Annotated in this window: 19 protein-coding genes; 9 read left to right on the forward strand and 10 right to left on the reverse strand. The window is 70.9% G+C overall.

Annotated features, from left to right (window positions below):
* Position 1 precedes the first annotated feature (1 nt).
* Entirely contained in the window at positions 2-481 is a 480-nt protein-coding gene (locus IG08_RS0121835) for a MarR family winged helix-turn-helix transcriptional regulator (RefSeq protein ID WP_030605055.1), read from the forward strand.
* Positions 482-486: 5 nt separating this feature from the next.
* Here the strand turns inward: IG08_RS0121835 and IG08_RS0121840 are convergent, their stop codons facing one another.
* The 5 genes from IG08_RS0121840 to IG08_RS0121860 form a co-directional block, all read right to left on the reverse strand.
* A complete protein-coding gene (locus tag IG08_RS0121840; protein ID WP_030605059.1) occupies positions 487-1,101 on the reverse strand; it encodes a sigma-70 family RNA polymerase sigma factor in 615 nt (204 codons plus the stop codon).
* A gap of 106 nt (positions 1,102-1,207) precedes the next feature.
* Entirely contained in the window at positions 1,208-1,846 is a 639-nt protein-coding gene (locus IG08_RS0121845) for a hypothetical protein (RefSeq protein WP_030605060.1), read from the reverse strand.
* Positions 1,847-1,957: 111 nt separating this feature from the next.
* Positions 1,958-3,175 (reverse strand): MFS transporter, encoded by a 1,218-nt coding sequence (locus IG08_RS0121850; RefSeq protein ID WP_030605063.1) that lies wholly within the window; start codon positions 3,173-3,175, stop codon positions 1,958-1,960.
* Complete coding sequence (locus IG08_RS0121855) at positions 3,163-4,404, reverse strand: MFS transporter (RefSeq protein ID WP_030605065.1); 1,242 nt, start codon at positions 4,402-4,404, stop codon at positions 3,163-3,165. Before IG08_RS0121855 ends, IG08_RS0121850 begins: the two co-directional genes overlap by 13 nt.
* Positions 4,401-4,904, reverse strand: coding sequence for a GNAT family N-acetyltransferase (locus IG08_RS0121860; RefSeq protein WP_030605074.1), 504 nt, complete (start codon positions 4,902-4,904; stop codon positions 4,401-4,403). Before IG08_RS0121860 ends, IG08_RS0121855 begins: the two co-directional genes overlap by 4 nt.
* A 26-nt stretch (positions 4,905-4,930) precedes the next feature.
* Here IG08_RS0121860 and IG08_RS0121865 point away from each other — a divergent pair, with 26 nt between their 5' ends.
* Entirely contained in the window at positions 4,931-5,494 is a 564-nt protein-coding gene (locus IG08_RS0121865) for a CGNR zinc finger domain-containing protein (RefSeq protein WP_052424823.1), read from the forward strand.
* Positions 5,495-5,583: 89 nt separating this feature from the next.
* A complete protein-coding gene (locus tag IG08_RS0121870) occupies positions 5,584-6,156 on the forward strand; it encodes a dihydrofolate reductase family protein (RefSeq protein WP_030605078.1) in 573 nt (190 codons plus the stop codon).
* A gap of 58 nt (positions 6,157-6,214) precedes the next feature.
* Here the strand turns inward: IG08_RS0121870 and IG08_RS0121875 are convergent, their stop codons facing one another.
* Positions 6,215-7,072, reverse strand: a complete 858-nt coding sequence (locus IG08_RS0121875; RefSeq protein ID WP_030605080.1) for an aldo/keto reductase — start codon at positions 7,070-7,072, stop codon at positions 6,215-6,217.
* A 284-nt stretch (positions 7,073-7,356) separates the two neighbouring features.
* On the opposite strand from IG08_RS0121875, the gene IG08_RS0121880 reads away from it, so the two are divergent.
* Complete coding sequence (locus IG08_RS0121880; RefSeq protein WP_030605081.1) at positions 7,357-8,244, forward strand: Gfo/Idh/MocA family protein; 888 nt, start codon at positions 7,357-7,359, stop codon at positions 8,242-8,244.
* Positions 8,245-8,250: 6 nt separating this feature from the next.
* Here IG08_RS0121880 and IG08_RS0121885 read toward each other — a convergent pair whose 3' ends face one another.
* Positions 8,251-8,583, reverse strand: coding sequence for a hypothetical protein (locus IG08_RS0121885; protein ID WP_030605082.1), 333 nt, complete (start codon positions 8,581-8,583; stop codon positions 8,251-8,253).
* 94 nt (positions 8,584-8,677) lie between these two features.
* Complete coding sequence (locus tag IG08_RS0121890; protein WP_030605083.1) at positions 8,678-9,583, reverse strand: GNAT family N-acetyltransferase; 906 nt, start codon at positions 9,581-9,583, stop codon at positions 8,678-8,680.
* 320 nt (positions 9,584-9,903) lie between these two features.
* Between IG08_RS0121890 and IG08_RS0121895 the strand changes: the two genes are divergently transcribed.
* Positions 9,904-11,094 carry a beta-1,3-glucanase family protein gene (locus tag IG08_RS0121895; protein ID WP_030605084.1) on the forward strand — a complete coding sequence of 397 codons (1,191 nt, stop codon included), beginning with the start codon at positions 9,904-9,906 and terminating at the stop codon, positions 11,092-11,094.
* 54 nt (positions 11,095-11,148) lie between these two features.
* Entirely contained in the window at positions 11,149-12,249 is a 1,101-nt protein-coding gene (locus IG08_RS0121900; protein WP_030605086.1) for a PP2C family protein-serine/threonine phosphatase, read from the forward strand.
* Here the strand turns inward: IG08_RS0121900 and IG08_RS0121905 are convergent.
* Entirely contained in the window at positions 12,206-14,476 is a 2,271-nt protein-coding gene (locus tag IG08_RS0121905) for an MMPL family transporter (protein ID WP_030605088.1), read from the reverse strand. The genes IG08_RS0121900 and IG08_RS0121905 overlap by 44 nt on opposite strands.
* A gap of 237 nt (positions 14,477-14,713) precedes the next feature.
* Here IG08_RS0121905 and IG08_RS0121910 point away from each other — a divergent pair, with 237 nt between their 5' ends.
* Positions 14,714-14,920, forward strand: coding sequence for a hypothetical protein (locus tag IG08_RS0121910; protein ID WP_030605091.1), 207 nt, complete (start codon positions 14,714-14,716; stop codon positions 14,918-14,920).
* Positions 14,921-14,957: 37 nt separating this feature from the next.
* Here the strand turns inward: IG08_RS0121910 and IG08_RS0121915 are convergent, their stop codons facing one another.
* Entirely contained in the window at positions 14,958-16,088 is a 1,131-nt protein-coding gene (locus IG08_RS0121915; protein WP_030605094.1) for a sulfite oxidase, read from the reverse strand.
* A 161-nt stretch (positions 16,089-16,249) separates the two neighbouring features.
* Here IG08_RS0121915 and sthA point away from each other — a divergent pair, with 161 nt between their 5' ends.
* Complete coding sequence (gene sthA, locus IG08_RS0121920) at positions 16,250-17,653, forward strand: Si-specific NAD(P)(+) transhydrogenase (protein ID WP_030605097.1); 1,404 nt, start codon at positions 16,250-16,252, stop codon at positions 17,651-17,653.
* 194 nt (positions 17,654-17,847) lie between these two features.
* The gene (locus IG08_RS0121925) at positions 17,848-19,320 is read left to right on the forward strand and encodes an APC family permease (protein ID WP_030605100.1); all 1,473 of its coding nucleotides are present in this window, start codon (positions 17,848-17,850) and stop codon (positions 19,318-19,320) included.
* Positions 19,321-19,329 lie beyond the last annotated feature (9 nt).

Below are 19,329 nucleotides of genomic sequence, written 5' to 3' on the forward strand. Positions count from 1 at the left end.
GATGGCGAGGCGGCCCCAGGAACTGCTCCACCTGCTGACCAGGGCCGAGCGCCTGTCCGTACGCCGAGTGCAGTCCGTACTGGACGAATTCGACTGCTCGGTGGAGGCGTGGCGGGTCCTCGACCTGCTCTCGGACGGGCAGGGCCACAACATGACGGCCCTCGCCGACCACGCCTTCCTGCCGGCACCGAGCCTGACCAAGCTGATCGACCACCTCGTCGACCAGAACCTCGTCTACCGCCGCGTCGACCCCGCCGACCGACGCCGCGTCCTGGCCCACCTCACGCCGCGCGGCGTGCAGCGCTGGCAGCAGCTGGTGCGTGAAGTACGGGCCGACTGGGCGGAGTTGGAGCCGCTACTCGGCGACCTCGGCGAGGAGGAGGGCGCACGGCTGGAGACCCTGCTCGACCGGCTGGCGGCAACTCTCGAAGAGGGCCGGAGCAGGGTCACGACAACGCGCGCGGTCGGGCGCGCACGGTAGCGGGATCAGGCCGCCTGCAGGACGGGCTCCTCCGGTTCGTCCAGCAGATCCATCAGGGTCGCCCGAGCCCGTGCCACGCGTGAACGGACCGTGCCGACCGGGCAGTCGCCGACCTCGGCCGCCTCCGCGTAGGGCAGACCGACCAGTTGGGTGAGGAGGAACGCCTCCCTGCGGTCGTCGGGCAGCGCGGACAGCAGGTCGAGCAGTGCGATGCCGTCGTCGAAGCCGGGCAGGTCCCGCGGCTGCGCGTTCTCGATGGCCAGCTGCCAGTCCGGTACGTCGGACAGGCGGGGCCGGGCCGCGGCGTGCCGATAGCTGTCGATCACCGCGCGGCGGGCGATGGACAGCAGCCAGGAGCGGGCCGAGGAGCGGCCCTCGAACCGGTGGAGGCTGCCGAGCGCGCGCAGGAAGGTGTCCTGTGCCAGGTCGTCGACCGCCTGGGGATCGCCGCAGAGGTGGGCGACATAGCGCCGGACGTCGCGGTGCAGGGCACGCACGAAGTGCTCGACCGCGTCCGCGTCGCCGCTCCGTGCGGCGAGCGCCCATGCGGTTGTCGCCTCGTCGGCCGACGCCGTTCTCCCGCTTTTGTCGCGGGAGGCGGGCAAGACAGAAGTGATCACCTGGTGTCCTTCTCGTCATCCGTGGGGAGACGGCCGTACGACGCCTGCGCGGGCGTACGACCGATACCCGAGGTACGCGGAGGCGACCTCGGGGTTCCGGCTGTCGTCAGGCGACAGCGGTCCCCAGGGGCGGCCCCCGAGAGGTGATCGCATGGACGAGGAGAAGGCGCGGCGTCCGGTCCGAGCCGTGGCGGCGCACGCGAAGGCGCGGACGGTCCGGTACGAGGGGCAGGGCGAGCAACAGCCGCAGCGGTGCCGCCAGCCGTCCGGCCGCGGCCCGCAGGATGCGGAACGCCGCCTTCTCGCCGTAGGCAAGCCACAGGCCGCACAACAGTGCGGCCAGCAGGTGGGCGGCGAGCATGTCGAACGTCGACGAGCCGCTCGTGGAGTGGCTCACGCCCATGTCCATGGCGTCCATGGAGTGCATGTGCATCGAGCCCATGTCCATGGAGGTCATGTCAGCGGTCGCCGATCCGGCCGTTCCCCGACCTGATGACTGAGCGAGCGAGAAGGCCGAGTGCAGTGCGGTCTGTGCGGCGACCACGACCGCCACGATCAGCGGCAGCCCGCGCTCACGCCCCGCGAGGAACCAGCCCACTGCACCGGTCACAGCCACGCCGGCGGCCAGCACCCAGGCCGGCACGTGACGGCCGGACATCATGACGTGGCCCAGGGAGGCGAGCAGCACACAGACGGCCGCGAACACCGCGGCGCGTACTGTGCGAGAACACCACCCTGCTGTCATGGCGCCCCATCCTCGCATCCGGCCGACGGTCGTCATGGGTGGTACGCAAACCGCCCCGTATTCGCTCACGCGCAGGTCCTCGCCCGGGCCGTGGACCTGCTCCCCCGACCTTCAGCGCACGGCGAGGTAGGGCGGCCGGGCGAGTTGGCGGCGTAGGGACCAGCGGACCGCGGGAGGTCCCGCCAGGCCTGTGAGCAGGAACAACGCTCCGACCACGTACCAACCGGGGCGGCCCCAGGTGATGCAGAGCGCGATGAGCAGGCCCGGGCCGAGGGCCTCGGCGAGGCCGGCGCCCAGGCCGAACACGCCCAGGTACTGCCCGGTGGCGTGGTGGGGGGCGAGGGCGAAGGACACCTCGAATCCGGCGGCGGAGTGCCACAGTTCACCGACCGTGTGGACGACCACGGCGGACATGAGGAGCGCGCCGGCAGCCCACGCCGGAACACCCGCGGCCAGCGAGATCAGGGAACAGGAGACGAGGAAGGCCACGCCCGCTCGGCGGTAGGCGTTGCCGCCGGCCGCGGGCGAATCGACGCCTCGGCTCGCCCGCACCTGAAAAGCGACGACGATGACCGTGCCGGTGAGCATCGTGCCCGAGATGAGCCAGTGCGGCGCGGTGGTCGCCCCGACCAGCCAGAGCGGGATGGCCACGGTGAGCACCTTGAACTGGCTGGCCATGATGCCGTCGAGGGCGGTGAGCAGCAGATAGGGGTGGTCCCGGAGGGCGATCCAGCGGGGGCCGCCGACGACAGGACCGGGGGCGACCGGCGGCAGGAGGAGCACGATCGCCGCGGAGACCGCGAAGGCGATGGCGTTCCCGATGACCATGAGGTGATAGGCGGTGAGGGTGCCCACCTGGACGACCCAGCCCGCCCCCACGGCGCCGAGAGAGATGCCGACGTTGGTCACCGCACGCAGATAGGCGCGGAACTCCTGCGGCCGGTCTCCTCCGTAGTGTCTGATCAGCGGGCTGCGCGCGGCGAGGCCTGCCGCCTTCGCCCCGGCGGCCACGCACACCACGAGGACGAACGCCCAGAAGCTCTCCGCCAGGACGAAGCCGGCCGTGGCCAGCGCCTGGACGACGAGGGTGGCCGCATGGACGCCGCGCGCTCCGTACACGTCGGCGAGGTGGCCGACGGCGATGCCCACGGCCATCGCAACGAATCCGGCGATTCCGAGTCCGAGCCCCACCTGGGCCGCCGGGAGGTGCACGGCCTGCGTGAAGTACAGGACGCCGGCCGTCAGGTAGAGACCGCTGCCCACGGTGTAGACGAAGTTGGAGGCGGCGAGCACACGCTGTGGCCGGGTCTCGGGTGTCAGCCGGGGCATGAAGTGGCTCCGCTTCGTGGGGAGTCGGTACCCGCGCGACGCTCTGTGCGGGCCGAGACCCTCAACGCGACGAAGGTCATCGTGATCAGGAGGCCCCAGGCCGGGGCGAAGCTGCCGGTGAGGTCCTTGAGCAGGCCGAGCGTGGGGGGCATGACGACGATGGCGATCTGGTTGACGGACATGGCGAGTCCGAGGGCGAATCCCGTCCTGCCCGGCGGCGCCGTTTCGGTCACCTGGGCGACCCAGGGGCCGTACCAGCCGTATCCGAAGAAGCCGAGCCAGACGAACGTGCAGCAGGCCGCGGCGGGTGAACGCCCCGCAGGGGTCAGCAGCACGGTCATCCCGGCGATGACGGCGACCATGCACACGCCGACCAAGCGGTGGCGTCCGGACGCGCTGCGGTCGCTCCAGGCCGCCAGGCAGACACGGCCGACGACGCCCGCGATCTGGACCGCCACCAGGACCAGGGCCGCCGGGCCGGCTCCGAAGGACGTCACCTCGTGGAGGTAGAGCACGGTCAGGATGCCCACGCCGCACTGCACCGAGATCAGGCTCGTCCCGGACAGCATCGTTCTCACCATGGACGGTTCGCGGACCAACTGCCGCCGGGCGCCGAGCTGCACCGTGAGGGAGGCGTGCGGCTCGCTGTCCTGCGGGACGGGCGGCCGGCAGTAGAAGCCCATGAAGACACCGGCCCCCAGCAACGCGACGAGCCCGCCGGCCACGAGCGTGGCCCGCCAGCCGAACTCCCCGGCCAGGAACGGCAGTACGGCCGAGGCGAGCGCGGCCCCCAACGGAAGTCCCGCCTGGCGGACACCCATCGCGAACCCTCGCCGGGAGCTGTCGAACCAGGACGCCACCGACTTGCTCCCGCCGGGCTGGACCGTGCTGTATCCCGCGCCGACGACCAACAGCACGCAGAGCAGGGACACATATCCCGGCGCCATGCTTCCCACGCCGAGCCCCGTGGCGACCACGCAGGCGCCCGCCCCGACGACCCACCGCTCGTTGCAGCGGTCCAGCAACTCCCCCGCCACCAGCAGCCCGACCAGGGGTACCAGCTGGGCCGCCGAGATCAGCAGCCCCAACTGGGCCGTGCTCAGGCTCAGATCACGTTGCAGGTGGATGCCCAGTGCCCCGATGCCCTGCACGAAGAAGCCGGACGCGGCCTGGGTGAAGGTCGCGATGCCGAGGACGATCCACCGGTACCGCAGCGCACCGCCCCTCACGGGCGCCGGTACAGCGAGGGGTCGGGGTGGTGGGTGAAGCCGAGTTCGCGATACAGCGGTTCGCCTTCGGCGGAGGCGTACAGATCCACCCGCGCGACCTCGCGGTCCCCGAACCAGTCGAGCAGCCCTCGCATGATCGCGCGGCTGTGGCCGCGCCGCCGGTGCGCCGGGTCGGTGACCACGCCGATCACCTGCCCGATCCGGCCGTTGCGCAGGTGCGGGCCGGGCAGCCGTTGCTCGATCGTGCCGATGCCGCAGGCGGCCAGGCCACCGTCGCCGTCGCCGTCGCCGTCCACGACGAGGATGCGCACGGTGTCCGCGGTCAGCTGTTCCTTCAGTACGACGGCCAGGGCGTCCAGCCAGTCGTCGTCACCGGACGCCGGATCGAAGAAGTCCCCGCCGAGGGTGTCGAAGAGCAAGGCCCGCAGGCGTACGAGCTCCACGAGGTCGTACTCCCTCGCCTGGCGTACGTCGGGCCGGTGTCCGGTGCGTTGTCCCATGCCGACCAGGCTGATGTAATGCCCTTATGCACCTCAACCCTTACGGCGAGGACGTCGTGAACCTGGCCGCCGATCTGGTCAACCGGCGCCCGGCCGACGCCGAGGAACTCGCGGACCGCTGCCGCGCCGCCGGACTGGTGCTGGAGCTCCCGGTCACACGACAGGATCTGGAGCGCACCCAGGAGGTGCTGGAGGCGTGGGAGAAGGTCGTCGACACCACCGACGAGCACGAGCGCGCCGAGCTACTGAACCGGATGCTGGCGGCGGCCGCCACCTACCCGCGGATGACCAACCACGTCGGCACCGGCTGGCACCTGCACTACCGTGACGAACGGCAGCCGCTCGGCTCCCTGCTCTTCTCCCTGATCTCCGTCGGCACCGCACTGCACCTGGCGGGGCGAGGCATGCACCGGCTCCGGCGCTGCGAGGTGACCGAGTGCACCGTCGTCTTCGCCGACACCTCACGCACCGGACGACAGCGCTACTGCTCCCCACGCTGTGCCAACCGCGACGCGGTACGCCGTCACCGGTCACGCACCGCGCCGCCCGCCGAGGCGGGGACGCACCGCTCATCGCCGCCGCGTTCGTAGGCGACGGCCGATGAGTTTCACCACGCCCCGGAGTCTGTCAGTGAGAACCGGCTGAGCACCAGCCACGAGACACACCCAGGAGACCCGAGATGCGCACTCTGATCAGCACGGCTTTCGTCTCGCTCGACGGCGTCGTGGAGGCCCCGGGCGGCGAGCCCGGCTACCGGAACTCCGGTTGGACCTTCAAGGACATCGAGTTCCTCCCGGAGGCGTACGAGATCAAGGGCCGGGAGCAGAAGGAAGCCACCGCAATGCTGATGGGCCGCGTCAGCTACGAGGCGTTCAGCCCGATCTGGCCGAACATGGAGGACTTCCCCGAGTACAAGGTGATGCCGAAGTACGTCGTCTCCACCACCCTCACCGAGGACGACCTGGTCTCGGACTGGGGCGACACCACGATCCTGCGCTCGCTCGACGACGTCGCCGCGCTGAAGGAGAGCGAGGGCGGCCCCATCATCATCCACGGCAGCGCCACCCTCAACCGCGGCCTCTCCGACGCCGGCCTCATCGACCGCTACCACCTGCTGGTCTTCCCGTTGCTGCTGGGCACGGGCAAGCGTCTGTTCAGCACCACGGACAAGGACACCCAGCAGCTGAAGCTCGTCGAGTCCGAGGTGTACGCCAACGGCCTGCAGAAGAACGTCTTCGACGTCATCCGCTGACGGTCCGCCCTCGGGCGAAGGGCGATGACGCCGAACGAACGACCACCGAAACTGCCGGCTAGGCCCCGTCCAGCTCCGCGATCTCGTCCGCGCCGAGGACCAGTTCCGTCGCCGCGGCCGAGTCGCGGATCGTCTCCGGACGGCTCGCGCCCGGGATCGGTACGACCACCGGCGACTTGGCGAGCATCCAGGCGAGGGTCGCGCGCTGCGGGCTCACCCCGTGGGCCTGGGCGATCCGCGCGAACGGGGCGTGGGCGGAGCCCAGTTCGCCGGCCCGGGAGATGCCGCCGAGCGGGCTCCAGGGCAGGAAGGCGATGCCGAGTTCGTCGCACAGGCGCAGTTCCGGCTCGCTGGAGCGGAAGGCCGGGGAGAACTGGTTCTGCACGGAGACCAGCCGGCCGCCGAGGATCTCGTTCGCCAGCCGGATCTGGTCCGGGTTCGCGTTGGAGATGCCGGCCAGGCGGATCTTGCCCTCGTCGAGGAGTTCCCGCACAGCACCGACGGAGTCCGCGTAGGGCACCCGGGGGTCGGGGCGGTGGAACTGGTAGAGCCCGATGGCCTCCACGCCCAGGCGGCTCAGCGAGGCCTCGCAGGCCTGCTTGAGGTGGCGGGGGCTGCCGTCGAGCGTCCAACTGCCGTCGCCGGGACGCAGATGTCCGCCCTTGGTGGCGACCAGGACGTCCCGGCCCAGGTCGTGGGAGGCGAGCGCCTTGGCGATCAGGCTCTCGTTGTGACCGACCTCGTCGGCGTCCCGGTGGTAGGCGTCGGCGGTGTCGATCAGGGTCACGCCCGCGTCGAGCGCGGCGTGGATGGTGGCGATGGACCGTGCCTCGTCCGGTCGTCCCTCGATGGACATGGGCATCCCGCCCAGGCCGATCGCGCTGACCTCGACATCACCGATGCGGCGAGTGTGCATGTGCTGCGACCTCTTTCGGCTGTCCCACGGAACCCGATGGCGTCCGGCGCCACTGCACGGGGGATGACGGCGACGCCGGACTCGTACCAGCGTGGCTGGCCCGGACGCCGACGGTCCAATAGAAGAAAGTGAACGGATTCAGCGATCGGGCAACTGAATCCCGGTGGCCCGCGCAGGGGAACCTGGTTGCGCGTCCACCCCGCCCCTGTGACACGCTCAGCCTCGACCGACCTGCGCCCCGGCACCGGTCGTCATGAGCTTCGGCATCGTGGAGAGGCAGCGGCATGCGCATCGGACTGCTCGGCACCGGCCCCTGGGCCCGGATGGCTCACGCCCCCGCTCTGAGCGGCCACGGCGAACTGGACTTCGTCGGGGTGTGGGGCCGCCGTGCGGACGCCGCCAAGGAACTGGCCGACGAGCACGGCACGCGTGCCTACGACGACGTCGACGCGCTGCTCGCCGACGTGGACGCCGTCGCCGTAGCCCTGCCGCCGGCCGTCCAGGCCCCGCTCGCGGCACGGGCCGCGCGAGCGGGCTGCCATCTGCTGCTGGACAAGCCTCTTGCCGCGACGGTCGAGGAGGGGCGGGCGGTGGTCGAGGCGGTGAAGTCGGCCGGGGTCGCCTCGGTGGTCTTCTTCACCACGCGTTTCGTGGCCGAGACCGAGGCGTGGATCGGCGAACAGGCGGGCAAGGAGGGCTGGTTCACGGCTCGGGCGCAGTGGCTGGGCTCGGTCTTCACCAGTGACAGCCCGTTCGCCGACTCGCCGTGGCGGCGCGAGAAGGGCGCTCTGTGGGACGTAGGTCCGCATGCTCTGTCCGTGCTGCTGCCGGTGCTCGGCGACGTCCGGAAGGTAGCCGCGGCGGTGCACGGTCCCGGGGACACCGTCCACCTCGTCCTCCAGCACGCCAGTGGCGCGTCGAGCACCCTGACGCTGAGCCTCACGGCCCCGCCCGCCGCGGCGGGGGCCGTGGTGGAACTGCGGGGCACGGCAGGGGTGACACTGCTGCCGGAAACCTCCGAGGGGGCCGTCCCCGCCCTCGTCCGCGCGGCGGACGCGCTGCTCGACGCCGCCCGCACCGGCAGCCCGCACCCGTGCGACGCCGCGTTCGGCCTGCGGGTCACGGAGATCCTCGCGACGGCGGACGAGCTCCTGAGCGGCGAGGCCCGCTGACCTGCGTCACGCGTCGTCCCCGAACGGTTCGTCGCTCCACCGGAACCAGGCCCGGTCGCCCTCGATGTGCAGCAGGAACTCGGGCACGGGTCCGTCCGGCGACAGCAGCGACACGCGCCGTCGGATCTCGTCGTAGGCCGACTCCCACTCGCCCCAGTGCCCTGCCTCGTCCCGCTCCGTCAGGGCGAGTTCGCGGGCGAACAGCTCCTGTACGGCGCTGAAGGCGGGACCGGACGTGAACCGGCCCGACAGCCAGGGGAAGTCGGCGTCGTCGATGAGGATCTCCCCCACGGCCTCGTCGCCACTGCGCACCCGCCAGACCTCGCCCTCGAACCCCACTCCGCCTCCGCCCGTCCGCAGTCGATCAAGCCGATGACCAGCATGCCACCGGGCACTGACAGGCGGCCGGATGCAGCCGCCCGTCAGTGTGGGCTCAGTGGCTCGAACCGGTGCGGGGCACGTGGAAGTTCAGGCGTTCCCGTTCGACGGGGAAGCCCGCCTTGGTGAAGTTCGCGGCCATGGGGAAGTTGCCCTGGTCCGTCGCGCCGGAGACGAAGTCCGCGCCCTGCTCGACCAGGAAGTGGGTGCACTCCGTCAGGAGGTCGTAGGCGTAGCCGCGCCCCCGATGCTCCGGCAGCACGCCGATGAAGCCGATGCAGGGGCCCGACGGGTTGTGCGCCGGAATGTGGATGCCCACCGGATCACCCTGCGGGGTGTACGCGACCTGCCACCACTCCCGGGGCGAGGGACACCAGTGGAAGAAGTCGAGTTCCTCCTGGGCGGCCTGGTCGAGCCCGCCTTCCTCGACGGCCCGCAGCGCATGGGTGTCCAGGGTGGCGGAGTGGATGCGGCGCAGCGCGTCGAAGAACACGGCGTCGTCCGGTTCCGGACGGAACACCAGGCGGCCCGGCCGCTCGGGCAGCCCGCGCTCCGGCGTCCACCGGTACAGGAAGCGCTCCACCAGGAGCTCGTATCCGGCCTTGCGTACGGCGGTGAAGCGGGCCTCGGCGGCGGAGCGCAGGCCGGAATCCTCGCGCCAGCCGCCGGGCAGGTTCATTTCGAGTTCGACCTGCCAGGGGGCGCTGCGCAGGAGTTCGGCTCCGGCCTCCTCCTCCCCTTCGGCCACGTCGAACCAGTTGATGTTGAGGGGCTCCGTGTCGTCGGGGCCGCCCCACCAGGCGCCGCGGGCGACGACCTCGCCGTCGCGCAGGGCGACACGCTTCCAGTCGGGCCGGTGCCGGGTGCGCCGGTGTGCCTCGGCCGCGCCCAGCGGGTCGGGGTGTGCGTCGAAGAGATGGGCGTCGCGCTCGTCGAGCGCGCGGATGACCGTGTCGGTCATGGATTCCTCCGGGATACATGCTGCGTGGAGCGCTCCCGGTCGGATCAGACGAAGCACGCCGGGACAACGGCAAGGGAGCGCTGGAGAGTTGTGAACTGCACGGCACTCGCCTCCTTCCGTCGGTCTCGGGGCGTGGCGCCTCACCGTACACCGCTTAAGCGGTCCTTAAGGCCGAATTAAACGCTCGCAGCCGTGTGCACGGGCGGCACGACCGTACGTAGCATCGGGGCCGAACGACAGCGTGAGAGCGCTCTCAACTCCCCTTCGCACGCTCCCACGTCGGCGACGAATCCCCCCAAGTACCCGAGGAGACCCCCCACATGACACCTCATCACCAGCGCAGTCCCGGACGCCGCAAAGTCCTCTTCGCCCTCGGCGGCGCAATTGCAGCCGCTCCCGCCGTCGCCGCGATGGCCCCCTACGCGCTCGCGGACGGCAACGCCACCACAGTGGCGGGCGCTCTCCCGCTGACGATCGTCAACAACACCGGTTCCTTCGACAACGCGAACGTCCACGTCTACGTCGTCGGCAACCTGGACGGCAGGCAGGTGCGGGTCACCCCCGACGGGACACTCGCGCCCATCGCCCTGTCGGACAACGGCGCCGACGGCTACACCGACTACGCGATCAGCCTGGCCGGCAGCGGCGAGACCACGCTGTCCCTCCCCTACCTCTCCGGCCGGATCTATGTGTCGCTCGGCGCGAAGCTCAGGTTCAAGGCCGTCACGGACGGCAACGGCAACGCCGCGCTGCAGTACCCGGCCGGCTGGGTCACCTCGGACCCCAACTACGCGGTGCTGCACGACTGTGCGGAGTTCACGTACAACTCGGCCGGCATGTTCTGCAACACGACCATGGTGGACATGTTCAGCGTACCCCTGAGCATCCGGCTGACCGGGGCGAAGGACCAGACGACGGGGACGCTGCGTGCCTCCGGGCGGGCGGACGCCTTCGCGGCCGTACGGCAGGTCGAGGAGTTCGCGCCGCTGGTCGTGGACGACACGCGCGTCATCGCACCCGGGCACGGTCTGGACGCCGGTCTGTTCCCGAGCGACTACTTCGCGCCGTACATCGACGAGGTGTGGAGCACCTACACCGGGAAGGACCTCACGGTCACCACCAACGCGGGCACCTTCACCGGGCGGGTACGCGGCGACCAGCTCACCTTCGCCGGGCCCGCGCAGGTCTCCTTCGCCCGGCCGTCGACGCGGGACGTGCTCTTCTGCGACGGCAACCTGGCCGCGCCGAACGACGGCACGACCGGACCCGTCGCCGCGGTGCTCGGCGCCGGTTTCAACCGCTCGACGCTGGTCGCCCAGGCCGCGCAGCCGACGACCGATCCCGCGTCCTTCTACCGGACCGGGCTCACGAACCACTACGCCAAGGCGATGCACGCGGTGACCGAGGACGGCAAGGCGTACGGCTTCGCCTTCGACGACGTGGCCGACTTCGCCTCGTACATCCAGGACACGGCGCCGACGGGGATCCGGCTGACGCTCACGCCGTTCTAGACGGTTCGGCGTGCGGTGCCGGGTGGGTCGTAGCAGCGTAGTGGTGTGAGCGGACTGCGCGGCCGGTCGTCGCACCACGACCGGGACCGGCGAAGCTGGCTGCGGGGCGCGCCGCCACCAGGGTGGGTGCGGGTGCTGCCCGCCGCTCTGCTGGCGGGGGTGTGCGCGGCGACCCTGGCGAGCCCCGACCCGCTCGACATCGGATTCCTGCTGGGCGCCATCCCGCCGCTGGCCGTGCTGTCGTACGGGCCTGCGGCGACCGCGGTCCTCGGCGGGCTCGTGGTGGCCGTGCTGCTCGTGCCGGCCTTCCGGCTGGACGATCCGGGCAGCGCCGATCTGCTGACCGTCGGCTTCGTCGCGGCGCTGAGCGTGGCCGTGTCCTTCGTCCGCAGCCGGCGGGACGCCCAGCTGGTCACCGAGCGTGCCGTCGCCGAGGCCGCCCAGCGCGCGGTCGTGCCTCCGCTGCCCGAGTGGGTGGGGCCGGTGCGGTGTGCGGGTCTGTACCGGGCCGCGCAGCGCGGGACGCTGGTCGGGGGTGACTTCTTCGACGTACGGGAGGGTCCCCACGGGGTGCGGGCGGTCATGGGCGATGTGCAGGGGCACGGGCTGTCGGCCGTGGCGACGGTCGCCTCGCTGCTGGGGGCGTTCCGGGAGGCGGTGCTCGACCAGCCGGGCCCCGAGTCGGTGGCCGCGCGCCTCGACCGCAGGCTGGAGGTGGACTCCGCGGGCCTGCGGCACTCGGAGCTGTTCGCGACGGCACTGCTGCTGGAGTTCTCCGCCGACGCGACCGAGGTGCGGTTCGTGGCGTGCGGGCATCCGGCCCCGGTGCTGCTGCGCGACGGCCGGGCCGTCGAGCTCGAGGTTCCGTCCGGCACCCCGCTGGGCCTGGGCCTGTCCGACGCCTCGCCTCCGACAGGGTTCACGGTGTCGCTGCGGCCCGGGGACCGGCTCTTCCTGGCCTCGGACGGCGTGTGGGAGACCCGGGACGGGACCGGTGCCTTCTATCCCCTCACCGAGCGGCTCCCGGGGTTCGCCGACGACGATCCGGCCGTCCTCGCCGAGCGCGTGTGGGCGGACCTCGTCCGGTACGGCCGTACGCTCCAGGACGACGTCACGATGCTCGTCCTGACGCCCGGGACGCCGGAGTCCCACTGACCGTCGCGTCCGCCTCGTGCTCCCCCTCCGCGTCGATGTGCGGAAGGATCCGGTCGAGCCACCGGGGTGTCCACCAGGCGTGCCGCCCCAGCAGGGTCATCACGGCCGGAACCATCAGCAGACGCACAACGGTCGCATCGATCAGCACGCTCACGGCGAGGCCCAGTCCGAGCATCTTGACCACGATGTTGTCGCTGACGATGAACGCGGCGAAGACGCTCACCATGATCAGCGCCGCACACGTGATCACCCGGGCGGTGATCTCCAGCGCGTGGGCGACCGAGGCCTTGGCGTCGCCGGTGCGCAGCCACGCCTCATGGATGCGGGAGAGCAGGAAGATCTCGTAGTCCATGCTGAGTCCGAAGATGATCGCGAACATCATCATCGGCACATAGCTCTCGATGGGCACCTTGCCGGAGACCCCGAGCGCGGGTCCGCCCCAGCCCCACTGGAAGACGGCGACGACGACGCCGTAGGAGGCCGCGATCGACAGGACATTGAGGACGGCCGCCTTGAGGGCGACGAGCAGGCCGCGGAAGACCGCGAGGATGATCAGGAACGCCAGGGCGACGACGACGCCGATGATCAGGGGCAGCCGGCTGGAGACGATGTCTCGGAAGTCGACCTGGGCCGCTGTCGTGCCGGTGACATAGCCCTTGGCGTCGGTGCCGGAGACCGCGTCGGGCAGGGTCCGGTCGACCAGCCGGTTCGTCAGGTCCGTGGTGGCGGCGCTCTGCGGGGACTCCTTCGAGTAGACGGTGCCGATCAGGACGTCGCCGTCCGTCGTGGGCGTCAGCGGGGTGACGGCGGCCGCGCCGGACACGCCGTCGAGGGTCTTCTGCGCCTGCGTGGCGAGGGCGGAGCGCCCCGAGTCCGGTACGGCCGTCTGGTCGATGACGACGGTGAGCGGGCCGTTGGAGCCGGGGCCGAACGCGTCGGTCATCAGGTCGTAGGCCCGCCGGTCGGTGAACGAGGTGGGGTCGGCGCCGTCGCCGATGTGGCCGAGCTGGATCGAGAAGACCGGGATGGCGAGCACGACGACGGCGGTGACGCCCGCGGCCAGGTAGCGCAAGGGCCGCCGCTCGACGCGCTGCGCGTACCGGTGCCAGGTGCCCTGCGAGGCCGCGCCCTCGGCCGCGTCGGTCTCGGCGACGGGGCGGCGCATCCGGTAGCGGTCGATCCGGGTGCCGATCAGCCCGAGCAGGGCGGGGACGAGGGTGAGCGCGCCCAGCACGGCGGACACCACCGTCACGGCGGCGGCGAGCCCCAGTTTGCCGATGAAGGACACTCCGGACGCCGACAGGCCCGCGAGCGCGACGATCACCGTGCAGCCTGAGACGAGCACGGCGCGGCCGCTGGTGGCGGTGGCCCGGCCCGCGGAGGTCACCGGGTCGGCGCCGTCCATGAGGTTCTGCCGGTGACGGGTGATCAGGAACAGGGCGTAGTCGATGCCGACGCCGAGCCCGATCATCGTGGCCAGGGTCGGCGAGACGGTGGCGAAGGTGAACGCCGCGGCGAGCAGCCCCAGGCAGGCGAGCCCGCCGACCGCGCTGATCAAAGCAGTCACCAGGGGCAGGCCCGCGGCGATCACGCTGCCGAAGCCGACCAGCAGGACCACGATCGCGACGGCGAAGCCGATCAATTCGCTCACCCGGTCGTCGGCGGCCGGCCGCGCCAGCTCGCCGAGCGGTCCGCCGTACTCGACATCGGCGCCCGCCGCCCGGAGCGGCTGCACCGCGTCAGCCACTCCGGGCAGGTAGTCGTCACCGAGGGTGGAGGGCTGGACGTCGAAGCGGACGGTGATGTAGGCCGTCTTGGCGTCGGAGGACAGCGGCCCGACGGCCGACGCGGAGCCGGTCAGGGGGTTCTGGACCGCCAGAACGTGCGGGAGTTTCTGCAGGTCGCCGACCGTCGTCGACATCTGGGAGTCCAGCGAGGTGAGGGCCTTCTGCCCGTCGTGCACGACGATCTGACTGCTGTAGCCGCCCGCGGCCGGGTCGTGCTTCTGCAGGACGTCCAGGCCCTGCTGGGACTGCACACCGGGCAGGGAGAAGTCGTCGGAGTACTCCCCGCCGACGGACCGGTTCAGGGTCTGCAGGGCAGCCAGGGCGACGAGCCAGGCCACGATGACGATCACGAAGTGGCGGGCGCACCACTCCCCCAGCCGCCGCAGTCCCCCGGCGGCGGTGGTCCCCTCGTCCCTCGTGGTGCTGCGGGTGGGTGACATGACCCTGGCCTTCGTTCGCGATACCTCCATTACACGCCCGGCCGATCATCGCGGCATCCCGGACGCGGGCGGCTCGGAGGCTACGTCCGGACCGTCGGCGGTACTCCTGCGGCGCCCGGAAAAGACCGTCGTACGGCGTCTCCGGATGCACGGCGCGCTCCCGCGGTGAATGGTGATATCGGACCCGATGACAGCACCGGGGGCCGAAGAAGCGATCCGGACCCGAGGAGCAGAATCATGCCGACGTCACAGCCCGACGCGTCCGGGCCGTCCGAGGACCGGGCCACCCCGGACGCCCTGCTGCACACCGGAGCCGGCGGCGACGTGTCGCCGGAGGACCTGGTCCTGGCCTCAGGCAAGGACATCACCCCCCGCAACCTCGAATGGGCTCGGCGCAAGCTGGAGACCGAGGGCCCCGCCGCCCTCGACAAGCTGCTGCCCTGACCCCACGACCCCAAGGGCCCGGCACCGGCCGGGCCCCTCAGTCCGGTGCGTCCTCGTCCAGGCACAGCACCGGCACCCGCTGCACCAGGTTGCTGGCGAAGCCGCCGCGGTTCCAGGGCTGGTCCAGCGGCTGGGTGTGACCCTCGGCGTCGGTGGCCCGGGCGCTCAGCACATGCTCGCCCGGTGTCGCGGTCCAGGTGATACGCCAGCGGCGCCACGCCCACCGGTGACCGCTGTCCGGTTCCAACTCGGCCTCCTGCCAGGTGCGTTCCGCGTCCGTGCTGACCTCGGCCCGTGTCACCGGTGCCCGCCCCGACCAGGCGCGCCCCTCCAGCGTCACCGGGCCCGGCCGGACCACGCGGGCCCGGGACATGAAGTCCGGGAATCCGGGCGGGACCAGCAGGGCGCGCGGTGCGATCCGGGTGACCGGCTCGCCCTCGTCCCCGGGGTGCTGCCTGAGGCGATAGGCGACGGTCTGCTGGAATCCCGTGAACGGCGTGTCGGTGACGGTGACTTCGCGCAGCCACTTCACGTGCGCCATGCCGTACCAGCCGGGCACGACCAGCCGGAGGGGGTGGCCGTGCTGCGGGGGCAGCGGGGCGCCGTTCATCGCGTACGCCACGAGCACTTCAGGTTCGTCACCCGTGGCCACGTCGACGGGAAGGGACCGCTGGTAGTCCTGTTCGACGCCGCGCTCCACGCCGTGGTCGGCGCCGGTGAACACCACGTCGACGGCATCGGTCGCCAGACCGGCCTCGGCGAGCAGCAGCCGCAGCGGTACGCCCGTCCACTCGGCGGTGCCGACGGCCTCGACCAGCCAGGGCTGACTGACCGGCCGCGGGGTGAGCAGGGCCCGGCCGTTACCCGCGCACTCCATCGTGACCCGGGTGGTGACCTGCGGGAAGGTACGCAGGTCGGCCGGGGTCAGCGTCAGCGGGCGGCGGACCCGGCCGCCGATGGCCAGCCGCCACGGGGTGTCTTCGGGGACGTACGGGATGTCGTAGTGCGTCAGGACGTAGTGCAGGCCCGGCGGGGTGAGGTCGTAGCGCAGGGCTTCGAGCGGCAGTCCGTGGTTGCGGGTGGCGAGCGCCAGTTCGTCCCGGCCGATGCCCTCGTCAGGGGCGGCCAGCCGGGCCGGTGTGCTCGCGTCGGCGAGTCGGTGACCCATAGGCGCATTATCGCGCGGCGCCGCCCGGTCTGTCCCCGTGGAGAGACGGAGGCATCGTGGTGCGCCCACGCAACTTCCGCTCGCGATCCGGCACTTCACCGGGGCAATGGTTACCTGTTCACTCTTTCGAAAAGGGTCTTCCGGCTGCCAGACTCCTGAGGGTGCCCGACTTCGACATGCTTGTCATAGGATCCGGTCCGGGCGGCCAGAAGGCCGCCATCGCCGCGGCCAAGCTGGGCCGCCGGGTCGCCGTCGTCGACCGCCCCGACATGGTCGGCGGGGTCTCCATCCACACCGGCACCATTCCCTCCAAGACCCTGCGCGAGGCGGTCCTCTACCTGACCGGTCTCACCCAGCGCGATCTGTACGGCCAGAGCTACCGGCTCAAGGACGACATCACCGTCGCCGACCTGACCGCCCGCACCCAGCACGTGGTCGGCCGCGAGGTCGACGTCATCCGCAGCCAGCTCTCCCGCAACCACGTCGCCCTCTACGCCGGCACCGGCCGCTTCGTCGACGACCACACCGTCGCCCTGCGCGAGGTCACCGGCCATGAACGTCTGATCAGCGCCGAGCACATCGTCATCGCCACCGGGACCAAGCCCGCGAGGCCGGACAGCGTCGAGTTCGACGAACGCACGATCATGGACTCCGACAACGTCCTCAACCTCGAACGGGTGCCACGTTCCATGGTGATCGTCGGCGCCGGTGTCATCGGCATGGAGTACGCGTCCATGTTCGCCGCGCTCGGCAGCAAGGTCACCGTGGTCGAGAAGCGTGCCGGGATGCTCGACATGTGCGACATCGAGGTGATCGAGTCGCTCAAGTACCACCTGCGGGACCTCGCCGTGACGTTCCGCTTCGGGGAGACGGTGGCCGCGGTCGAGCGCCACCCCCGGGGCACGCTCACCATCCTGGAGAGCGGCAAGAAGATCCCCGCCGACGCGGTCATGTACTCGGCGGGCCGGCAGGGGCTCACCGACGACCTCGACCTCGACAAGGCGGGCCTGTCGGCGGACCGGCGCGGCCGGATCACGGTCGACGAGCACTACCGCACCGAGGTGCCGCACATCTACGCCGTCGGCGACGTCATCGGCTTCCCGGCGCTCGCCGCGACCTCGATGGAACAGGGACGCTCAGCGGCGTACCACGCGTGCGGAGAGCCCGTCGGGCGGATGCACAACCTCCAGCCGATCGGCATCTACACCATCCCGGAGATCAGCTTCGTGGGACGGACCGAGGACCAACTCACCGAGGAATGCGTCCCCTTCGAGGTCGGGATATCCCGCTACCGCGAACTGGCCCGCGGACAGATCATCGGCGACTCGCACGGCATGCTGAAGCTGCTGGTCTCCCCCGAGGACCGCAGCCTGCTCGGCGTGCACTGCTTCGGCACCGGGGCCACCGAGCTGATCCACATCGGCCAGTCCGTGATGGGCTGCGGCGGCACCGTCGACTATCTGGTCGACGCGGTGTTCAACTACCCGACACTGGCGGAGTCCTACAAGATCGCGGCTCTGGACGCCACCAACAAGCTCCGCCAGATCGACCGGATCGGGGACTGAGCTCAAGGCCCTCGACGGTTCGGAACGTTACCCCCCAGTTAATCTTGAAAGGTCAAGAAATAGGGCTATCATCACTCGCACACACGGAGTGACCGTCCGTCGACGCAGCGACCGGACGGTATTCAACACCCCTTTCTTCTCCCCTCCTTTCACCCTTCACCCTTCACCGCCCCTGACCGGAGAGCAGCGCGACCATGAGCAACAGCAGGGGCAGAGGGCTGCAGGCCAATGCCCTCGGCACGTTCGACACCGTGGTGATGGCCGTAGCGGGCAGTGCACCCGCGTACTCGATCGCCGCGAGCACCGCGGTGCTGGTCGGTGCGGTGGGACTGGCCAGCCCGGCGGCCCTGTTGTACTGCGCGATACCCATGCTGGGCATCGCGCTCGCGTTCAGCTATCTCGGCCGGATCGACGTGAACGCGGGCGCCAGTTACTCCTGGGTGGGGCGTACGCTGCATCCCTTTCTGGGCTTCATCAGCGGCTGGGCGCTGGTGATCTCGGCGACCATCTTCATGGTGGCCGGTTCGCTGCCCGCCGGGTCGATGACGCTCGCCCTCTTCGACGACAAGCTCGCGCAGAACACCGCGCTGTCCACGGTGGTGGGGGCCGGCTGGTTCCTGGTCATGCTGCTTGTGGTGCTCGGTGGCGCCCGCCTCACCGTCCGTGCGCAGCTCCTCATGTCCGGTGTCGAGCTGGCCATTCTGGCCGTGTTCGCGGTGCTCGCCTTCTTCCACACCGGCAACGCCCGTGCGTTCGACTGGTCCTGGCTGGGCTTCGGCCACTTCGACGGGATGGCGGGCTTCGCCTCGGGCGCGCTGATCGCCGCGTTCTACTACTGGGGCTGGGACGTCACCAGCAACCTGAGCGAGGAGACCCGCAACAGCCGCCGTACGACCGGACTCGCGGGGCTGATCGGGGTCGGCATCGTCTTCCTGCTCTTCGAGGTGTTCACCATCGCGGTGAACGTCATCCTCTCCTCACGGCAGATCGAGGACAACGACGCCAACGTGCTGGCCGTGCTCGGCGAGGAGGTCTGGCCGGGCTGGGGCGGCAAGCTGCTGATCGTGGCGGTGATGCTCTCCACCATCGCCACGCTGGAGACCACGCTCATCCAGGTCACGCGCTCGCTGTTCGCGATGGGCCGGGACCGTACGATGCCGTCCGCGCTGGGCCGGGTGCACCGCCGGTGGAACACGCCCTGGGTCGCGATCGTGGTGGTCGGGGCGGTGGCGCTGGTGATGTTCATCGCCGCCAACTCCCTGGGCACGGTGGGCGACATCCTCTCCGACGCCATCTCGGCGATCGGTCTGCAGATCGCCGTCTACTACGGACTGGCCGGACTCGCGGTGGTCGTCGCCTACCGCAAGATGCTGCTGAAGTCGGTGACCGACTTCGTCCTGGGCGGGCTGTGGCCGCTGTTCGGCGCCCTGTTCATGTTCTGGATCTTCTTCGAGTCGCTGGGCGAGCTCGACACCGCCGCGGTCGTGATCGGCATCGGCGGGCTGGCCGTGGGCCTGGTCCCGATGCTCTGGTACTGGAAGCGGGGCAGCGAGTACTACCGGCCCGCAAGACTGGACGCCAGCCGCACCGTCCAGGTGGACTACGTCCCGGTGGGCGCGCCGGCCGGGGCCTCCCGTGTCCACCAGGGTCTCCCCACCGACTTCTGAGGGGTACTC

Source organism: Streptomyces fulvoviolaceus (genome assembly GCF_000718165.1).
Classification (GTDB): Bacteria; Actinomycetota; Actinomycetes; order Streptomycetales; family Streptomycetaceae; genus Streptomyces; species Streptomyces fulvoviolaceus.